Here is a 14,895-nt window from a genome sequence, read left to right as displayed (position 1 = left end):
CGCCAACCCGGGGAGGCCATGCCATGCCCGCAAACAACTCTGCCGAATACCGCGCCAGTGCCGACCCCGAGATCTTCGGCATCGGCGTCGACGCCGAGTACGACTACGGACCGGTCCCACAGCCGTCACCACACGGCTGGTTCGGCGCTTGCGAGCACGAAATCACCATCCGCGTCGCCGACCCCGACCAGGTCGCCTACCCTCTGCTCCTCGAAGCCTGGGACAGCGAACCCCCCACCCCCGAGCCGCTGCCCGACGTCGAAGGCACATTCCTGCTGAACGTCTCCAGCGGCTCGCTCGGCGTCAACGAAGGCGGCGGCGGGTTCGAACCCGAGGTGATCAGCGTCGAGCCGGGCAAGTACTACGTGCGGATCAGCGGATACGGCCGTGACAGCGGCACCAGCGCCGAGGACGGCGGAGAACGGTACCTCGCACAGATGTGGCCAACTGGGTGAGACTTACCGGCACGCCCGTGTTTCGAGTCGCGCGGATAAGAACTTTGATTACCTCTTGCACGACCCACACCGGGACGAGCCGCGCCGCCCGCCGCAACCCGCCCGGCTCTTCTGCGATTCCAACCCCGCGCCAGTCAGACGCACCTGCCGTACCCGGCGTTCACCGACGGCCCCGCCTTAACGCTGCCCGGATCCGGCCGGTAACAATCAGTGCTGGCCCGCTGGTGTGTTGGAAAAGGATCGTTTCTGAGCACAATCCGGTGGAGCAGTGCTCAGGAGCCGTTCGCGGGCGCAGGACTTCGACCGAAGCGACCCGCGCCCCCTTCGGGCGGCTTGATCCGCCGACCCGGCGGCGGCACATGCCCGCTGAAAGCATCCGCCACGGTGGCCGACGTCATCTCGACCCCAGCTTCGTCGCCCCGTCGAACAAAGCCTCTGGAGAAGGTCGCCCCGTTGAATCCGGCGTCCCCGGAGAAAGTCGTCGCGCGGAACCAGGCGTTCCCCGAGAAGGCCGTGTGGGAGAAGTCGGCGTGGTGGACGGTGCAGTTGGTCAGGGTGAAGTCGGTGAGGGTGGCGCCTGTCAGGTCCAGGGAGATGTCCGCCCAGTGGTGATGTTGGGCGGTGGGCTGGAGATGGATGGTGAGGAGGCGTTGGGCGGTGAGGCGGACCTGGTGTTCTTCGCGGGGATCCGGGGCAACAGCTGGTCACCCGGGCGGTCACCGAGGTGTTCGCGCGGCCCTTCGCCCTGGCCGCGCGCCTGCTCCACCGGCCCCTGCATCCCAAGGGCCTGCTGTTCGACGCCACGCGCACCCCTGCATGGGGCCTCCCGATAATGGGCGACGACCACCCGCGCCGGCGGCTCCGTCGGCGCGGGTGTGAGCGCAAGCCCGAGCACGTCCCCGGGTTCGTCGGCATGGCGCAGCCCTCGCTACCGGAGCATCTCGGGCCCAGGCCCTATGTCCGCGCTCGTCAAGGGGCGCTCGGCGCCGCGGCGGCCTTCCCCGACGTCCAGGTGGGTTCGAACCGGAAGATGTCGGCGGTGGCCGCGCCCTGGGTGATGAACGGGTCGGAGGCGACGGCCGCCTCGATCGCCGACGGTTCGCCCTCCGCGATGATCAGCCCGCCGGTGCGGGGCACCAGCGGGCCCGCGAAGCGCACCATTCCCTTGGCGAACACGCCGGCGGGGTTGGCATAGTGGGCATCCTTGAGCGCGTCGATGACATCAAGGGGGGCGAGGTACCTGAGCACGATCACATACATGCCCCAAGTTAACGGCAGGCTGCCCCGCCGAAACCAAGACCGGCATGCTCCCCCGGTATAGGCTGGCTCCTATGGGCGCTGGCCAGAGCGGGTGAGTTGGGCGTGGACCAGCTTTCCGGCGTGGAGTTGCGGCACCTGCGGTACTTCGCCGTTGTCGCCGAAGCCGGCACCGTCACCGAGGCGGCCCGGCGTCTGCGCATCGCTCAGCCCAGCCTCAGCCAGCAGATCCGGACGCTGGAGCGACGCGTCGGCACGCAACTCTTCCGGCGTCTGCCCCAGGGGATGGAGCTGACCGAGGCAGGACGGCTTCTGCTGGACGGCGTCAACCGGGCGCTGGGCGAGTTGAGCTCGTCCGTCTCGGCAGCACGCGCCGAGGCCCCGGCGGTGACCGTCGGCGTATGCCGGGGCGTGCCGCAGTCCGTGCTGGCCGCGGCGGAGCACGCCATCACGCCCGACCGGCGGCGTCGACCCGCCTACCAGCGGGTCGACTCCTGCCTGCAACGCGATCTACTCCTCGGGGCTTCCCTGGCCTTCGGAATCCTGCGCATGCCGGCGGACACCTCGGGCCTCCGGCTGCGAACGGTCGGCAACGAGCCGCTGGGCATCGTCCTGCACGGCCGCCACCCCCTCGCCGACCGGTCGAGACTGACCTGGTCCGACCTGTGCGGTCAGCGACTGCTGTGGTTCCCGTCGGAACGCGCCCCCGGGTACGCGGCCGCCGTTCTCAAGCGTCTGCGCGAACACGGCTGGACCCCTGACACGGTCCCCGACGATCACGGCAGCCATACGCTGTTCCGCCACAGGCTCATCGGCGATGATGCTCTGGTCGCTCTCCGGACCTGGAGCAGCTCGGCCGATGATCCAGACCTCGTCTGGCGCCCAGTCGGACCGGAACCGCCCCATGAACGGCTGGTGCTGGCCGCGGCCGCCGGTACCCCCTGGGCCCGGCACCTGACGGCAGGGCCCGGCCGCACCGCAACCTGATCGTTCTGCGCTACCGGCCGCTCCCGCAGCACCGATATCTCGGCCCCCTTCATCTGATTCGCTCCTCGGAAGCCAACGAAGGGACACGAACACGGTCGTCACCCTCCCGGTCCAGTGCGACCGAGCCGGTACCCCAATACACCGCCCCCTGCCTGGCTCGCATCGGCAGCAACTGGACTCCGCGGCGCCGCCACATCGGAAGGCGGTCGGCCCTTCTCGTCCGCCCCTTCCACGGCCCAAAGCCCGACGACGGGGCGGAGATCGTTGATTCCCAGCCGGTCCGGGACGCTGTGCCGCGTGACCGGTAGAACGCCTCTTCGTACTCGCGCGGGGTAATGTTCCCGCAGTGAGAATGCGGCGTTTCGGTTCTTATAAGGGCTGTTCAGCGGATCTGCGGCGGCGCTGCCTTCCAGGCATTAAGGCCTCCCCCACCCCGGGGTGCTCCATCACGAAACCACACCGACCGAGATCAACTTCTCAAGCACGCGCTGAGAGCGAGTCTCACGTGGTGCCGGGTGAGTTGTGGGCGATCGTCGAGCCGGTGGTGCCGGAGTTCACGCCGCGTCGGCAGGGTGGCGGGACGGCGTCGGTGGACGATCGGGCGGTGTTCACCGCGATCGTGTACGTGCTGGCGAGCGGGTGCGCGTGGCGGCACCTGTCGGGTGAGTCCGGGGTGGAGGTGCCGACGGCGCATGGGCGGTTCACCGCTTGGACGGCCGCGAGGTTGTGGCCGCGGCCGCGACCAAAGTCCACGACAGCCAGGCGCGCTCAAACCCTTGCTGATGGCGTTACCGCCGATCCGGTCGCGGCGCGGACCGCGCCGTCGGCGGCCGGTGAAAGTCCGCGCCGACAAGGCGTACAACTCCGCCGAGCATCTGACCTGGCCGTTCGGCTATCGGCGCCTGACCGTCCCTACGAACGCCGCGGCCACCTGTTCAACGCCTTCCTCGTCCTCGCAGCCACCATCACCTGCTACGAGAAGCTCGCCAAACTCCCCACGTGAGACACGCTCTTGGCCTGGAACGAACTCAGAGCCGACCCGTAGCTCCCTTCTAAGCGCGGGGGTTGAACGGATCCTTGATCTGGTTGCCCATGTCGATCCAGGCGGTCTTCACCTCGGTGTAGTCGTTGATCGCCTCGAGACCGTTCTCGCGTCCGAGGCCGCTGTCCTTGAATCCGCCGAAGGGCGCGATGTAGTTGGTCTTTCGGTAGTTGTTCACCCAGACCGTGCCGGCGCGGAGCCGGCGGATCATGCGGTGGGCACGGGCGACATCGATGGTCCAGACGCCCGCGGCGAGGCCGAAGGGCGTGTCGTTGGCGATCGTGACGGCATGGTCTTCGTCCCGGAACGGTATGAGGACCACGATTGGACCGAAAACCTCCTCCCGGGCGATGCGCATGTCGTTCGTGACGCCGGAGAAGACAGTCGGTTCGACGAACAGGCCCTCCGACAGGGCGGGATCCGCGGGACGCCCGCCGCCGGTCAGGAGAGTGGCGCCCTCCTTCTTGGCGATCTCGATGTAGTCGAGGACCTTGCGGTGCTGGGAGAGGCAGGCGACGGTGCCCATCTCGGTCTCGGGGTCGAGCGGGTCACCGATCTTGATGTTCTTGGCGCGTTCCACGAGGGCGGTGGCGAACTCATCATGGATGTCCTGATGCACCAGGACACGAGATCCGGCCATACACGTCTGCCCAGTGGCGGCGAAGACTCCGGCAAGGACGCCGTTGACGGCATTGGGCAGGTCGGCGTCGGGGAAGATGATGTTGGGCGACTTGCCGCCGAGTTCGAGCGAGACGCGGGCGAGGCGTTCGGCGGCGGTGGCGGCGATGGTCCTGCCCACTGCGGTGGAACCGGTGAAAGCGATCTTGTCGACGTCGGGGTGCCGGGTCAGGGCGGCGCCGGTGGCGCCTTCGCCTGTGACGATGTTGACCACCCCCGCCGGGAAGCCCGCCTCCTCGATGAGGCGGCCGAGGAGGAGGGTGGAGACGGGGGTGACCTCGGATGGCTTGATGACCACCGTGTTGCCGGCGGCGAGCGCCGGGCACAGCTTCCACAGCAACAGTGCCAGGGGGCTGTTCCACGGGGTGATGGCGGCCACGACGCCGAGCGGCTCACGGACAGTGAAGACGTGCATGTTCGGGACGCTGCTGGCGAGAGTGTGGCCGTGCGTGGTCTCGGCGATGCCGGCGAAGAAGTAGCAGTGCCCGGCCAGTGCCCGCGTCTGCCCGGCGACCTCACGGATGAGCTTGCCGTTCTCCAGCACCTGGACACGAGCCAGATCGTCGGCGCGCTCAGTGATCAGGTCGCCGAGGCGGCGTAGCAGCGCGGCGCGCTGGGACGGGGACGCCGCCGCCCAGGGGCCTTCCTCGAACGCGGCGCGGGCGGCGTGGACCGCGGCGTCCACGTCCTCGTCCCCGGCCAGCGGGACGTCGGCCCAGTGGTGTCCGTCGAAGGGGTTGATCGAGTCGAAGCGGCGGCCGTCGGCGGCATCGCTCCAGACTCCGCCGATCAGCATCTGGTAGTGCTCGCGCTTCGCGTTGCCGGTCGTCATGATCTCTGTGCCTTTCGCGTTGAGGTGTGACGCCATCCGTGCCCTGCCGATGGTGAGGCATCGTTCGCGGTGTCGGCGGCCCACGGGTCACTGCCCGCGTCGGCCGGCCGCGGCCGGCTCCGGAGGCCGAGCAGGGACAGCAGCGATATCAAGGTGGCGACCCCTGTCATCAGGACCAGCGGCCACCAGCGGGTGCCGTCCTCGCCGACGACGGCTTCGGCGATCAGCGGAGTGGGAGCGCTGAAGACCAGGCCGCCGAGCGCGTTGCTCAGCGCGGTACCGCTGTAGCGGACCTGCGTGTCGAACAGTCCGGCGATCATGCTGGAGATCACCGCATAGGTGGTGGCGTGCGCACCGATCATCATGACGGTGATCGTCGCCGTGACCACCACCAGGTTGCCGGTGTCGAGCAGTTGGAAGAACGGGTAGCCGGCGACCAGTGTGAACGCCGCCCCCGAGAAGAAGATGCGGTGGGCGCCGATGCGATCGGACAGATGGGCGAACAGCGGCAAGGCGAACAGGTCGACCGCGGCCGCGAAGCTGACGATGAGCAACGCGGTGTCGCGGTGATAGCCCAGGGCGTTCGTCGCGTACGAGAGGAAGAAGACCGCGATGAGGTAGAAGACGACGTTCACGGAAGCCTGCAGGCCGATACCGGTGAGCAGGCCTTTCCATGCGCGGGCAAAGACCTCCAGCAGCGGCGTTCGTGCGGTCTCCCCCGCGTCCTTGGCCTTGCTGAACTCCACCGACTCTTCGACGCCGAGCCGGATCAGCAGCCCGATGAGCAGCAGGAGGAACCCCGTGAGGAACGGGATCCGCCATCCCCACGACATCAGACTGGACTCATCGAGTGTGGCGACCGCGGACATCGCGCCGGTGGACAGGAGCAGGCCGATGGGGCTGCCCACCTGCGGCGCCGAGCCGTACAGGCTTCTGCGTCCCGCGGGCGCGTTCTCGACCGACATGAGGACCGCGCCGCCCCATTCACCGCCTACGGCGATGCCTTGGAGGAGCCGCAGGATGACGAGCAGGACCGGTGCCCACATGCCGATGCTGTCGTAGGTTGGCAGGCATCCGATCAGGCCGGTCGCCCCGCCCATGATGCCCAGGGTGGTGATGAGTGTCGCGCGGCGGCCCAGGCGGTCGCCCAGGTGCCCGAATATGGCGGCGCCGATCGGACGCGCCGCGAACGCCACCGCGAGGGTCGCGAAGGAGGCGAGCCTGCCGACATGCGGGTTCGCGTGGGGGAAGAACAGATGGCCGAACACCAACGCGGACGCGGTGCTGTAGATGAAGAAGTCGAACCATTCGATGGTCGTGCCGACCAGGCTTGCCAGCGCCGCTCGGCGGGCGGTCGCCACGGGCCGGGACGGGTGGGTTTCGGCGATCACTGGACGTCCAGCTCCCCTGTTCGGGCCGCGGCGTGTTCTCCGGCGATACGGCCGAAGGCCAGGGCCCGCAGGACGGAAGTGGCGCCGGGATAGTTGTGGTGATAGATCCCCGCGACCTCGCCCACGGCGTACAGCCCCGGAATGGGCAGACCGCCGGCGGTCAGGACGCGAGCTTCGGCGTCGGTCCGCAGCCCGCCGAAAGTGAAGGTGATGGCGCAGGTCACCGGCCAGGCGACGTACGGCGGCTCGTCGATGGGCCGGGCCCAGTTGGACTTGGGCGGTTCCAGTCCCGACGTGGCGGCTCCGTCGAGCCGTGTGACGTCGAGCTCGCCCGGGACGGCGGCGGAGTTGTAGGCGGCCACGGTCTTGTGCAGCGTCGAGGGATCGATGTCGAGGCGGGCCGCGAGCACGTCGAGTGTGGGCGCGGTCACCGGCTCGACGTCGGTCAGGACGGCCCTGCCGATGTCCTGCCGCATGAGTTTCTGGTCGGCGATGAGGAAGGCGAACTGGTCGGCGTCGCGCCAGATCCGGTACGCCACGTCCTCGAAAGTGTTGTCCGGAGTGTCGGCACCCTCGTCGAGGAAGCGGGTCCCACGGTGGTCGACGAGGATCCCGTACGGGTAGACCATCAGGAGCGCCTCCGCCTTGCGCGAGCGGGGATCGACCGGCTCACCGTGGAAGCGGTCGAACTGGCCGTCGGTCGCCGCGCCGGCCCGGACGCCCATCGTGATGCCGTCGCCCCGGTTGGCGCGGCCACCGGGAGTGATGGTGGGAAGGTCGGGTCCGGTTTCGCCGAGGTGCTCGCGTAGCAGCGTCTCGCTGCCTTCGAAGCCACCGCAGGCCAGCACGACGGTTGCCGCCCGCCAGGTGCGTTCACCGGCCGCCGGACCCGTTCCGGAGGTCCCGGTCACGCCGGTGACGGTGCCGTCGGAGTCCTGGACGAGGTCCGTGGCGGTCGCGCCGTACTCGATGACGCCTCCGAGTTCGGTGACGCGGGCGCAGAGCCGATCGACGATGGCGCCGCCGCCTCCGGCGGGCATGAGACGCGGCCCCTTGGACGTCAGGAAGTACGTCGGCCCGGCGATGGTGGGCACGCCTTGGGCTCTCAGCCATTCGACGGTGGGCCTGGCATGCTCGGCGAGCGTTCGGATGATCTGCTTGTCGGTCCGTCCGCCGCTCAGCTCATGCATGCGCTGCTCGAAGTCCGGTGCGGGCTCCCCGTCCGGCCGCAGCCGGAAGAAGGAACCCGTCCACGCGGTGTTCCCGCCGCGGCGTTCGCGGTCGGCGCGTTCCAGCACCACGACCTTGGCGCCGGATGTGGTTTCCAGAAACCGGACAGCGGCCGCCAAGCCTCCCGCCCCGCATCCGACGACGACCAGGTCAGCCTGTTCTTCGTTCACTGTCTTCCCGCCTTGAGACGAAGTTGCACCCTGCCCTGATCAGGATTGGATCGAGCGGTCCAACTTGCGGACTGTGATGCCGTTCACGCATGAAAGCACAGACTATTTGGCGATGCAACCCACTCTGTAGTACGTTCGAACCACTACACGGACTGGATGGAGCGATGGGCGACAACGACAAGGGGCCGAACACGGCCAGAGGCGAAGGTGTACGCAGCGTCGCGCGCGCCGTGGAGCTGCTGCAGCTCTTCGATGTCCACCACCGGACAAGGACCCTGCGCGACCTGGTCGAGTTGACCGGTCTGCCCAAGACCACCGTCATCCGGTTGCTGGCGACACTCGAATCGCTGGGTCTGGTCAGCGTCACCGGCGAGATGACCTACGGGCTCGGCGCCGGGTTCCTGCGCTGGGTGAGGCTGTCCCAGCTCATCTGGGAAGTGAGCACCGAGACTCGCGCCATCATGCGTGAGCTGGTGGACCGCTGCGGCGAGACCGTCAACATCTACGCGCGGCAGGACGCCGGCCGCGTCTGCATCGCGCAGGAAGAGGGCACCGCCACCGTGCGGAGCGTCGTCGAGGTCGGCGTTCCGATGACCTTGGCCGCGGGGGCGTCGGCCACGATCCTGCTCGCCGACGCCCCCGCGCACCTCTTCGACGAGCTCGAGGCGAGGGGCGAACTGCTCGACCCGGTGGCCCTCAAACGACAGGTGGCCGCCGTTCGCGAGACGGGTTACGCCGTGACGCACGGCGAACGCGAGCTCGGAGCCTCCTCCGTCGCCGCTCCGATCCGAGCCAAGGACGGCCGGATCGTGGCGGCCCTGGCGGCGAGCGGCCCGACCTCCCGCTTCACCGCCGAGCAGATCAGCGAATACGTACCCGCGGTCACGCGCGCCGCAGCGCGCATCACCGAAGTGGGACTGGGCAATGTGGAGGCATTCCTGTGAGTGAGGCAACCGGCACCAAGGCTTCCGGGCACGACGGGTTGCTGGAGGGCGTGCGCGTTCTCGACATGACCAACGTGCTGTCCGGTCCGTATGCGTCATACCAGCTGGTGCTCATGGGCGCCGACGTCATCAAGCTGGAGGTGCCGGGCTCGGGTGACCTCGCCCGCCAACTCGGGGCCGACTCCGCGCTCAACGGCGAGAACCTCGGTGTGTCGTTCCTCGCGCAGAACGCCGGCAAGCGGTCAGTGACCGTCAACCTCAAGCGAGAGCGCGGCCGCGAGGTGTTCGCGCGCCTGGTCGCTCAGGCCGACGTGCTGCTGGAGAACTTCCGTCCGGGTGTCCTGGAACGGCTGGGGTTCGGATGGGATCGGCTGCGCGAGATCAACCCGCAGTTGGTGTACTGCGCGTTGTCGGGCTTCGGGGCGAGTGGACCGATGCGCCGGCGGCCGGCCTACGACCAGGTGATCCAGGGCCTGTCGGGGATCATGAGCGTGACCGGCACCCCTGAGACGGCTCCGCTGCGTGTCGGCTACCCCGTCTGCGACAGCATCGGCGGCATCGCGGCGGCCTTCTCGGTCGCGGCGGCCCTGGTCCGCCGGCACCGCACGAACCGGGGAGCGTTTCTGGACGTCTCCATGCTGGACGCCTCCCTCACGGCGATGGGCTGGGTCGTCTCGGACTACCTGGTCACCGGCCGCGAGCCCGTGCCCATGGCGAACGAGAACAGGACCTCGGCCCCGTCCGGCGCCTTCGACACCGCCGACGGCAAGCTCAACATCGCCGCCAACCAGCAGCAGCAGTTCGAGACGCTCTGCGCGGTCCTCGACCGGCGGGACCTGCTGACCGATCCGCGGTTCGTGACCCGCGACGACCGCAAGTCCAACCGGGACACGCTGCGCAAGGAACTGGAGAAGACGCTGCGCACGCGGACCGCGCAGGAGTGGGACGAGATCCTGATGTCGACCGGAGTGCCGGCGGCCCCGGTGCTGACCGTTCCCCAGGCGTTGGCGTCGCCGCAGGTCGAGCACCGGCGCCTCGCCCATCGCCTCCCGGTCTCCGCACAGGACGGCAGGGAACTGACCCTGCTCGGCAGCCCTACGCACGTGGACGGCGAGGCACTCGCCCCGCCGGGTCCCCCGCCGCGGCTCGGTGAGCACACGGACGAGGTGCTGGACGCCATCGGCTTCTCCTCCGCCGAGATCGCCGCGCTGCGCGACGAGGGAGCGATATGACCCCGCAGCCTCCGGACGTCCCCACGGAAGCGGTCACCGGCTGGTGGGAGACCGATGTCTGCGACATCGCCCCCGACGTCATCAGGCTCCGCGGGTACCCGATCGAACAGCTCATAGGGCGGATTTCCGTTCCCGGCATGATCTGGTTGTTGCTGCGCGGTGACCTGCCTGCGCGGGGCCAGGCTGCTTTGCTGGAGAGGGCGATGGTCGCCGCTGTCGACCACGGCGCCCAGGCTCCCTCGATCGCGGCGGCGCGCATGGCGGTGACCTGCGGCGTCGGCCTCAACAGCGCGATCGCGACAGGGGTCGGCCTGCTCGGCGACGTCCATGGTGGAGCGGGCCAGCAGTGCATGGAGGTCCTCGCGGCGATTCGCGAGCGCGTCGACAGGGAGGCGATCTCCGTCGAGGAGGCGGTCGAGGAGACGCTCGCCGATCAACGTGCCGCCGGGCGGTACATGCCGGGCTTCGGTCACCGCTTCCATCGGCGCGATCCGCGCCGAGACCCGCTCATGGCGGCCGTCGAGGAGAGTACGCGGCACGGTGTCGTCGACGGGGCGTTCCTCGCCATCGGCTTGGAGATCGAGCGCCGGCTGTCCTCCGGACGCTCCCGGCCGGTTCCGATGAACATCGATGGCGCCACGGCGATCATCTACAGCGAGTTGGGCTTCCCACCGGAACTGGGCCGGGGCCTGTTCGTCCTCTCGCGGAGCATCGGCATCCTGGCGCACGCGTGGGAGGAGAAGAAGCAGGGACGGCGGATCAAAGGTCCCATTCCGCCGCCGCTCCTGCCCGCATACCGCGGGGTCCCGGCGCGCGATGTCCCTGCCGGTCAATGAGTTCTCTCGGTTCGTCCGGAGGTGGTCCGCCCATGCAGGAAGTCCCGTTCACCGGTCTGACCCCGCTCGCGGGGCAGGACGGCGTCCACCATTTCAGCCTCCCCGCCGCCGAGGCCGCCGGCGCCGGGCCCATCTCGCGGCTCCCCTATTCGCTGCGGGTTCTGGTCGAGCACCTGCTGAGGCAGGGCTTCGACGATGTCGGCACCGCAGCACACGTCCAGGCCGTGACGCGCCGGACCTCCGCAGCGGACACCGTGCCGTTCCTTCCCCGGCGCATCATGATGCAGGACGCGTCCGGGCTTCCGGTACTGGCCGACCTTGCGGCACTGGCGGACGCCGTGCGGGAGAGGGGCGGGGACCCCGACCGCGCCCTGCCCCGGCTCCCGATGGACCTGGTCGTCGACCACGCCATCGAGGTCGACTACTGGGGACGCCCCGACGCGGCCGAACGCAACCTGGCACGGGAGATGGAACGCCACCGCGACCGCTACCGGTTCCTGCGCTGGGCGCAGACACGGCTGCCGACGCTGCGTGTCGCGCCACCGGGCTCGGGCATCTGCCATCAACTCAACCTCGAGGTGCTGGCGGACGTCGTCACCGTGACCGAAGCCGCCGACGGCCGGCGGATCGCCGGCTTCGACTCGGTGCTGGGCACCGACAGTCACACCACCATGATCAACGCCTTGGCCGTGTTCGGGTGGGGCGTCGGCGGGATCGAGGCGACCGCCGCCGCCCTTGGCCGGCCGATCGTCATGAAGGTACCGGAGGTCGTGGCCGTCCGGCTGACCGGGACGAAGAGTCCAGGGGTCCTGGCCACCGACGTGGCGCTCACCCTGACGTCGATACTGCGCGCCCACGGGGTCGTACACAAGATCGTAGAGTTCACCGGTCCGGCCCTGGCCCACCTGACCGTCCCCGACCGTGCCACTGTCGCGAACATGGCGCCCGAGTACGGCGCGACGATGGCGTTCTTCCCACCGGACGCGCAGACGCTGGCCTACTTGCGTGCCACCGGCCGCCCGAACGACCACGTGGACGTGGTCGAGGCCTTCCTCCGCGCACAGCAGATGCTGTGGAGTACGAACGCACCCGAACCGGAGTTCTCTTCGGTCATCGAGGTCGATCTCGGCGAGGTACGGCCGACCATCGCGGGGCCCAAGCGACCGGACCAAAGGCGCACACTACCCGAACTGCCTCTCTCAGCGGAGCTGCCGGCTGCACCGGCATCCCGCCACGGCCGTACCGAGCCAACGCACGGCGACGTCGTGGTCGCCGCGATCACCAGTTGCACGAACACCTCGAATCCGCGAGCGCTGGTCGCCGCGGGGCTGCTGGCGCGCAACGCGCTCTCCCTCGGCCTGTCCGTACCGCCCTGGACGAAGACATCGTTCGCCCCCGGATCGCCGGCCGCCTCCCGGCTGCTGGAGTCCGCCGGCCTGCAGGACGCCCTGGACCAGTTGGGCTTTCACCTGGTCGGACACGGCTGCACCACCTGCATGGGCAACTCCGGCCCCCTTCCTCCCACCGTCGAGGAAGCGATCCGCGCCGAGAACCTCCAGGTCGCCGCCGTCCTGTCCGGCAACCGCAATTTCGAAGGGCGGATCCACCCGCACGTTCCACTCGCCTATCTCGCCTCGCCACCGCTGGTCGTCGCGCTCGCCCTGAGCGGAACCGTCGCGATAGATCTGGTGACCGAGCCGATCGGCGAGGACCGCCACGGACGGCCGGTAAGTCTTGGGGACATCTGGCCGACGGAGGCCGACATCGACCATGCCCTCGACGCCGCGACCGGCACGGCGCAGAAACTGGCAAGGTCATCGTTCCCCGCGTCCTCCGACCAGTGGGATCGGCTTGAGCACCCGAAGACCCGAGACTACGACTGGGACCCCGAACCCGGCTTCATCCGCAGGCCGCCCTTCCTCGGAGCGGAACTCGCGCGCCCCGGCCTCGACGGCGACATCCGCGAGGCCAGACCGCTGATGATCCTCGGCGACATGGTCACGACGGACCACATCTCGCCCGTCTCACGTATAGGCCCGGCCGGCGAGGCAGGACGCTGGCTGCTGGAACGCGGGGTCCCGCGCGAGTCGCTCGCCGGTTTCAGCGCCTGGCGGCTCAACCACGATGTGATGATCCGCGGCGGATTCGCCAATCCGCGGCTCAGGAACCTGATGGTGCCCGGAGTCGAGGGCGGCGTCACCCGCCTCATGCCCGACGACGTCATCATGCCCGTGCACGAAGCCGCCACCCACTACCTGGCCCGCGGAGTTCCCCTTGTCATCGTCGCGGGTGACGGTTACGGAGCGGGGTCCGCCCGGGACTGGGCCGCCAAGGTGACCCGGCTGCTCGGCGCACGGGCGGTCATCGCCCGCGGCTTCGAGCGAATCCATCGCACCAACCTGGTGGCCATGGGAGTCCTCCCGCTCCGGGTCGCCGACGACCTCGCCCTCAAAGGTGACGAGACCCTCGATATCCTCGGGGTCGAGGACGCGCTGGTCCCCGGCGGGACAGTGACCATCCGGGTGTTCCGCGACGGCCGGTTCGTCCGCGAGGCCGTGGCCGACGGCCAGATCGAGACCGCCACCGAAACGCGCTGGCTGCGTCACGGCGGCCTGCTGCCCGAGATCATGGCCGAGGCCTCTCCTCCCCGACTGGGAGCGGCGACGAGCACGGCAAGGCTCACCCCTCCCGCAACGTGAACGGGCGGTCGGACCATGCCGTCGCCTCCAGCGGGCTGTCGCGGCGGGGGCGCGCGCTGACTGAGGGCGGCGATGCGGCCGGGCTCGGTGTGTCCGCCGGTCGCGAAGACGATCGCCGGCGCCTCACCGCCGGTGCAGGGTCGTCCCGGAGAACACCGGATTCGGTTCGCCAAATCGCCCGGCACCAGCCCGGCCGCCTCGACCGCCTGGGACCTGCCCGTCCCGGACGGCGCCGCGCAGCAGCCGCCGGGGTTCCCGCGGATCGGTGCTCGGCTCGGCCACACCGACGGCCGGCTCCCGCGCACGCGCTTCCGGTGAGCGCTGGAGGCGGGAGAAGTCCTCCGCCGCTCAGGCAGCGTTCCGAGCTGGACGGTGCGCGGTCTCCCGCTTCTCCGTCCCCTTCCATGGGCTTCTCCCGCCCATCTCCATTCCACCCGGCAGGCACCGTTGCCGCCAGGGACCAAGGTCCTCGCCGCCGGAGCACGCGGCTCGTCGGGCTGTGGCCGGGAGCGTGACGCGGAAGATCGTGTGCGCGCGGGCGATGAGTTCGGCGCGTCCGCCGTGCGCGGCTGCCACCGCCCGGACGGTCGCCAGACCGATCAGGACCGGGGCGCCGACGCGGCACGGGAACGGTTGGCGCGGATCTCGTCGTGGTGGTCGGCCGCCCAGCCGATCAACTGCTTGACGACCTCGTTCAGGCCGCCGCCGAGCGGGGCGAGCGCGTACTCGACGCGCGGTGGCACCTCGGCATAGGCGGTCCGGCTGATCAACCCGTCCTGGACGAGTCGGCGGAGGGTGTGGGTCAGCATGCGCTGGGAGATGCCCGGGATCTGGCGCTGCACGTCGGTGTAGCGCATCGGGCCGCTCTCCAGGACGGCGATGATCAACATGCTCCACTTGTCGCCCACCCGGTCGAGCACCTGGCGGACGAAGTCCATCTGATCGGCGGGGATGCTCGCGCACGGCCCGACCGAGGCCGCCATCCCGGTACCCGCACTGTCCTGCATAGCGCCCGTTCTCCTCCGTCACGCACACCGCTGTGCCTTTTGTATCGCCCTCCATACTGGCCGATACTGGCGTTACGCACCAACAGTAAGAATTGGAGGTCGGGCCATGAACGTGGAGATCCGGTTTGAAGTCGG

The 14,895-nt window shown here is 69.4% G+C and carries 14 protein-coding genes; 9 read left to right on the top strand and 5 right to left on the bottom strand.

Going from position 1 to position 14,895, the window contains the following annotated elements; genetic code table 11:
* Window positions 1-23: 23 nt before the first annotated feature.
* Together HUT06_RS17745 and HUT06_RS17740 are read left to right on the top strand one after the other, a co-directional pair.
* Entirely contained in the window at window positions 24-455 is a 432-nt protein-coding gene (locus HUT06_RS17745; RefSeq protein ID WP_176196758.1) for a hypothetical protein, read from the top strand.
* A gap of 384 nt (window positions 456-839) precedes the next feature.
* A complete protein-coding gene (locus tag HUT06_RS17740; protein WP_176196757.1) occupies window positions 840-1,067 on the top strand; it encodes a hypothetical protein in 228 nt (75 codons plus the stop codon).
* 357 nt (window positions 1,068-1,424) lie between these two features.
* On the opposite strand, the gene HUT06_RS17735 is transcribed toward HUT06_RS17740, so the two are convergent.
* A complete protein-coding gene (locus tag HUT06_RS17735) occupies window positions 1,425-1,715 on the bottom strand; it encodes a YciI family protein (protein ID WP_176196756.1) in 291 nt (96 codons plus the stop codon).
* A gap of 102 nt (window positions 1,716-1,817) precedes the next feature.
* On the opposite strand from HUT06_RS17735, the gene HUT06_RS45240 reads away from it, so the two are divergent.
* A complete protein-coding gene (locus HUT06_RS45240; protein WP_217711333.1) occupies window positions 1,818-2,699 on the top strand; it encodes a LysR family transcriptional regulator in 882 nt (293 codons plus the stop codon).
* A gap of 508 nt (window positions 2,700-3,207) precedes the next feature.
* Entirely contained in the window at window positions 3,208-3,702 is a 495-nt protein-coding gene (locus tag HUT06_RS17725; RefSeq protein ID WP_217711332.1) for a transposase, read from the top strand.
* 49 nt (window positions 3,703-3,751) lie between these two features.
* Here the strand turns inward: HUT06_RS17725 and HUT06_RS17720 are convergent, their stop codons facing one another.
* Genes HUT06_RS17720 through HUT06_RS17710 form a run of 3 tightly spaced genes read right to left on the bottom strand, consistent with a single transcriptional unit; the run spans window position 3,752 to window position 8,042 of the window.
* A complete protein-coding gene (locus tag HUT06_RS17720) occupies window positions 3,752-5,251 on the bottom strand; it encodes an aldehyde dehydrogenase (RefSeq protein ID WP_176196754.1) in 1,500 nt (499 codons plus the stop codon).
* Window positions 5,248-6,642 carry an MFS transporter gene (locus HUT06_RS17715; protein WP_217711331.1) on the bottom strand — a complete coding sequence of 465 codons (1,395 nt, stop codon included), beginning with the start codon at window positions 6,640-6,642 and terminating at the stop codon, window positions 5,248-5,250. Before HUT06_RS17715 ends, HUT06_RS17720 begins: the two co-directional genes overlap by 4 nt.
* Window positions 6,639-8,042: an FAD-binding protein gene (locus tag HUT06_RS17710; RefSeq protein WP_302931809.1), complete on the bottom strand. Its 1,404-nt coding sequence runs from the start codon at window positions 8,040-8,042 to the stop codon at window positions 6,639-6,641. The genes HUT06_RS17715 and HUT06_RS17710 overlap by 4 nt, the downstream gene beginning before the upstream one ends.
* A 164-nt stretch (window positions 8,043-8,206) precedes the next feature.
* Between HUT06_RS17710 and HUT06_RS17705 the strand changes: the two genes are divergently transcribed.
* The 5 genes from HUT06_RS17705 (at window position 8,207) to HUT06_RS17685 (ending at window position 14,071) form a co-directional block, all read left to right on the top strand.
* Window positions 8,207-8,986, top strand: a complete 780-nt coding sequence (locus HUT06_RS17705) for an IclR family transcriptional regulator (protein ID WP_176196752.1) — start codon at window positions 8,207-8,209, stop codon at window positions 8,984-8,986.
* Complete coding sequence (locus HUT06_RS17700; protein ID WP_254715237.1) at window positions 8,983-10,218, top strand: CaiB/BaiF CoA-transferase family protein; 1,236 nt, start codon at window positions 8,983-8,985, stop codon at window positions 10,216-10,218. Before HUT06_RS17705 ends, HUT06_RS17700 begins: the two co-directional genes overlap by 4 nt.
* A complete protein-coding gene (locus tag HUT06_RS17695) occupies window positions 10,215-11,054 on the top strand; it encodes a citryl-CoA lyase (RefSeq protein ID WP_176196751.1) in 840 nt (279 codons plus the stop codon). Before HUT06_RS17700 ends, HUT06_RS17695 begins: the two co-directional genes overlap by 4 nt.
* The gene (gene acnA / locus HUT06_RS17690) at window positions 11,051-13,753 is read left to right on the top strand and encodes an aconitate hydratase AcnA (RefSeq protein ID WP_368406974.1); all 2,703 of its coding nucleotides are present in this window, start codon (window positions 11,051-11,053) and stop codon (window positions 13,751-13,753) included. The genes HUT06_RS17695 and acnA overlap by 4 nt, the downstream gene beginning before the upstream one ends.
* A 72-nt stretch (window positions 13,754-13,825) precedes the next feature.
* Window positions 13,826-14,071 (top strand): hypothetical protein, encoded by a 246-nt coding sequence (locus HUT06_RS17685; protein ID WP_176196749.1) that lies wholly within the window; start codon window positions 13,826-13,828, stop codon window positions 14,069-14,071.
* Between the two features lie 281 nt (window positions 14,072-14,352).
* On the opposite strand, the gene HUT06_RS17680 is transcribed toward HUT06_RS17685, so the two are convergent.
* Window positions 14,353-14,760 carry a helix-turn-helix domain-containing protein gene (locus HUT06_RS17680; protein WP_176196748.1) on the bottom strand — a complete coding sequence of 136 codons (408 nt, stop codon included), beginning with the start codon at window positions 14,758-14,760 and terminating at the stop codon, window positions 14,353-14,355.
* Window positions 14,761-14,895 lie beyond the last annotated feature (135 nt).

It is taken from the genome of Actinomadura sp. NAK00032 (genome assembly GCF_013364275.1).
GTDB lineage: Bacteria > Actinomycetota > Actinomycetes > Streptosporangiales > Streptosporangiaceae > Spirillospora.
The sequence above is the reverse complement of the archived record's forward strand: the minus strand, read 5'-3'. Positions and strand labels throughout refer to the sequence as shown.

What these genes read in the sequence shown, in the direction of transcription:
- HUT06_RS17680 (WP_176196748.1), bottom strand. Translation starts at nt 14,760, where the DNA reads ATGCAGGACAGTGCGGGTACCGGGATGGCGGCCTCGGTCGGGCCGTGC.
- HUT06_RS17735 (WP_176196756.1), bottom strand. Translation starts at nt 1,715, where the DNA reads ATGTATGTGATCGTGCTCAGGTACCTCGCCCCCCTTGATGTCATCGAC.
- HUT06_RS17745 (WP_176196758.1), top strand. Translation starts at nt 24, where the DNA reads ATGCCCGCAAACAACTCTGCCGAATACCGCGCCAGTGCCGACCCCGAG.
- HUT06_RS17720 (WP_176196754.1), bottom strand. Translation starts at nt 5,251, where the DNA reads ATGACGACCGGCAACGCGAAGCGCGAGCACTACCAGATGCTGATCGGC.
- acnA (WP_368406974.1), top strand. Translation starts at nt 11,051, where the DNA reads ATGAGTTCTCTCGGTTCGTCCGGAGGTGGTCCGCCCATGCAGGAAGTC.
- HUT06_RS17705 (WP_176196752.1), top strand. Translation starts at nt 8,207, where the DNA reads ATGGGCGACAACGACAAGGGGCCGAACACGGCCAGAGGCGAAGGTGTA.
- HUT06_RS17695 (WP_176196751.1), top strand. Translation starts at nt 10,215, where the DNA reads ATGACCCCGCAGCCTCCGGACGTCCCCACGGAAGCGGTCACCGGCTGG.
- HUT06_RS17685 (WP_176196749.1), top strand. Translation starts at nt 13,826, where the DNA reads ATGCGGCCGGGCTCGGTGTGTCCGCCGGTCGCGAAGACGATCGCCGGC.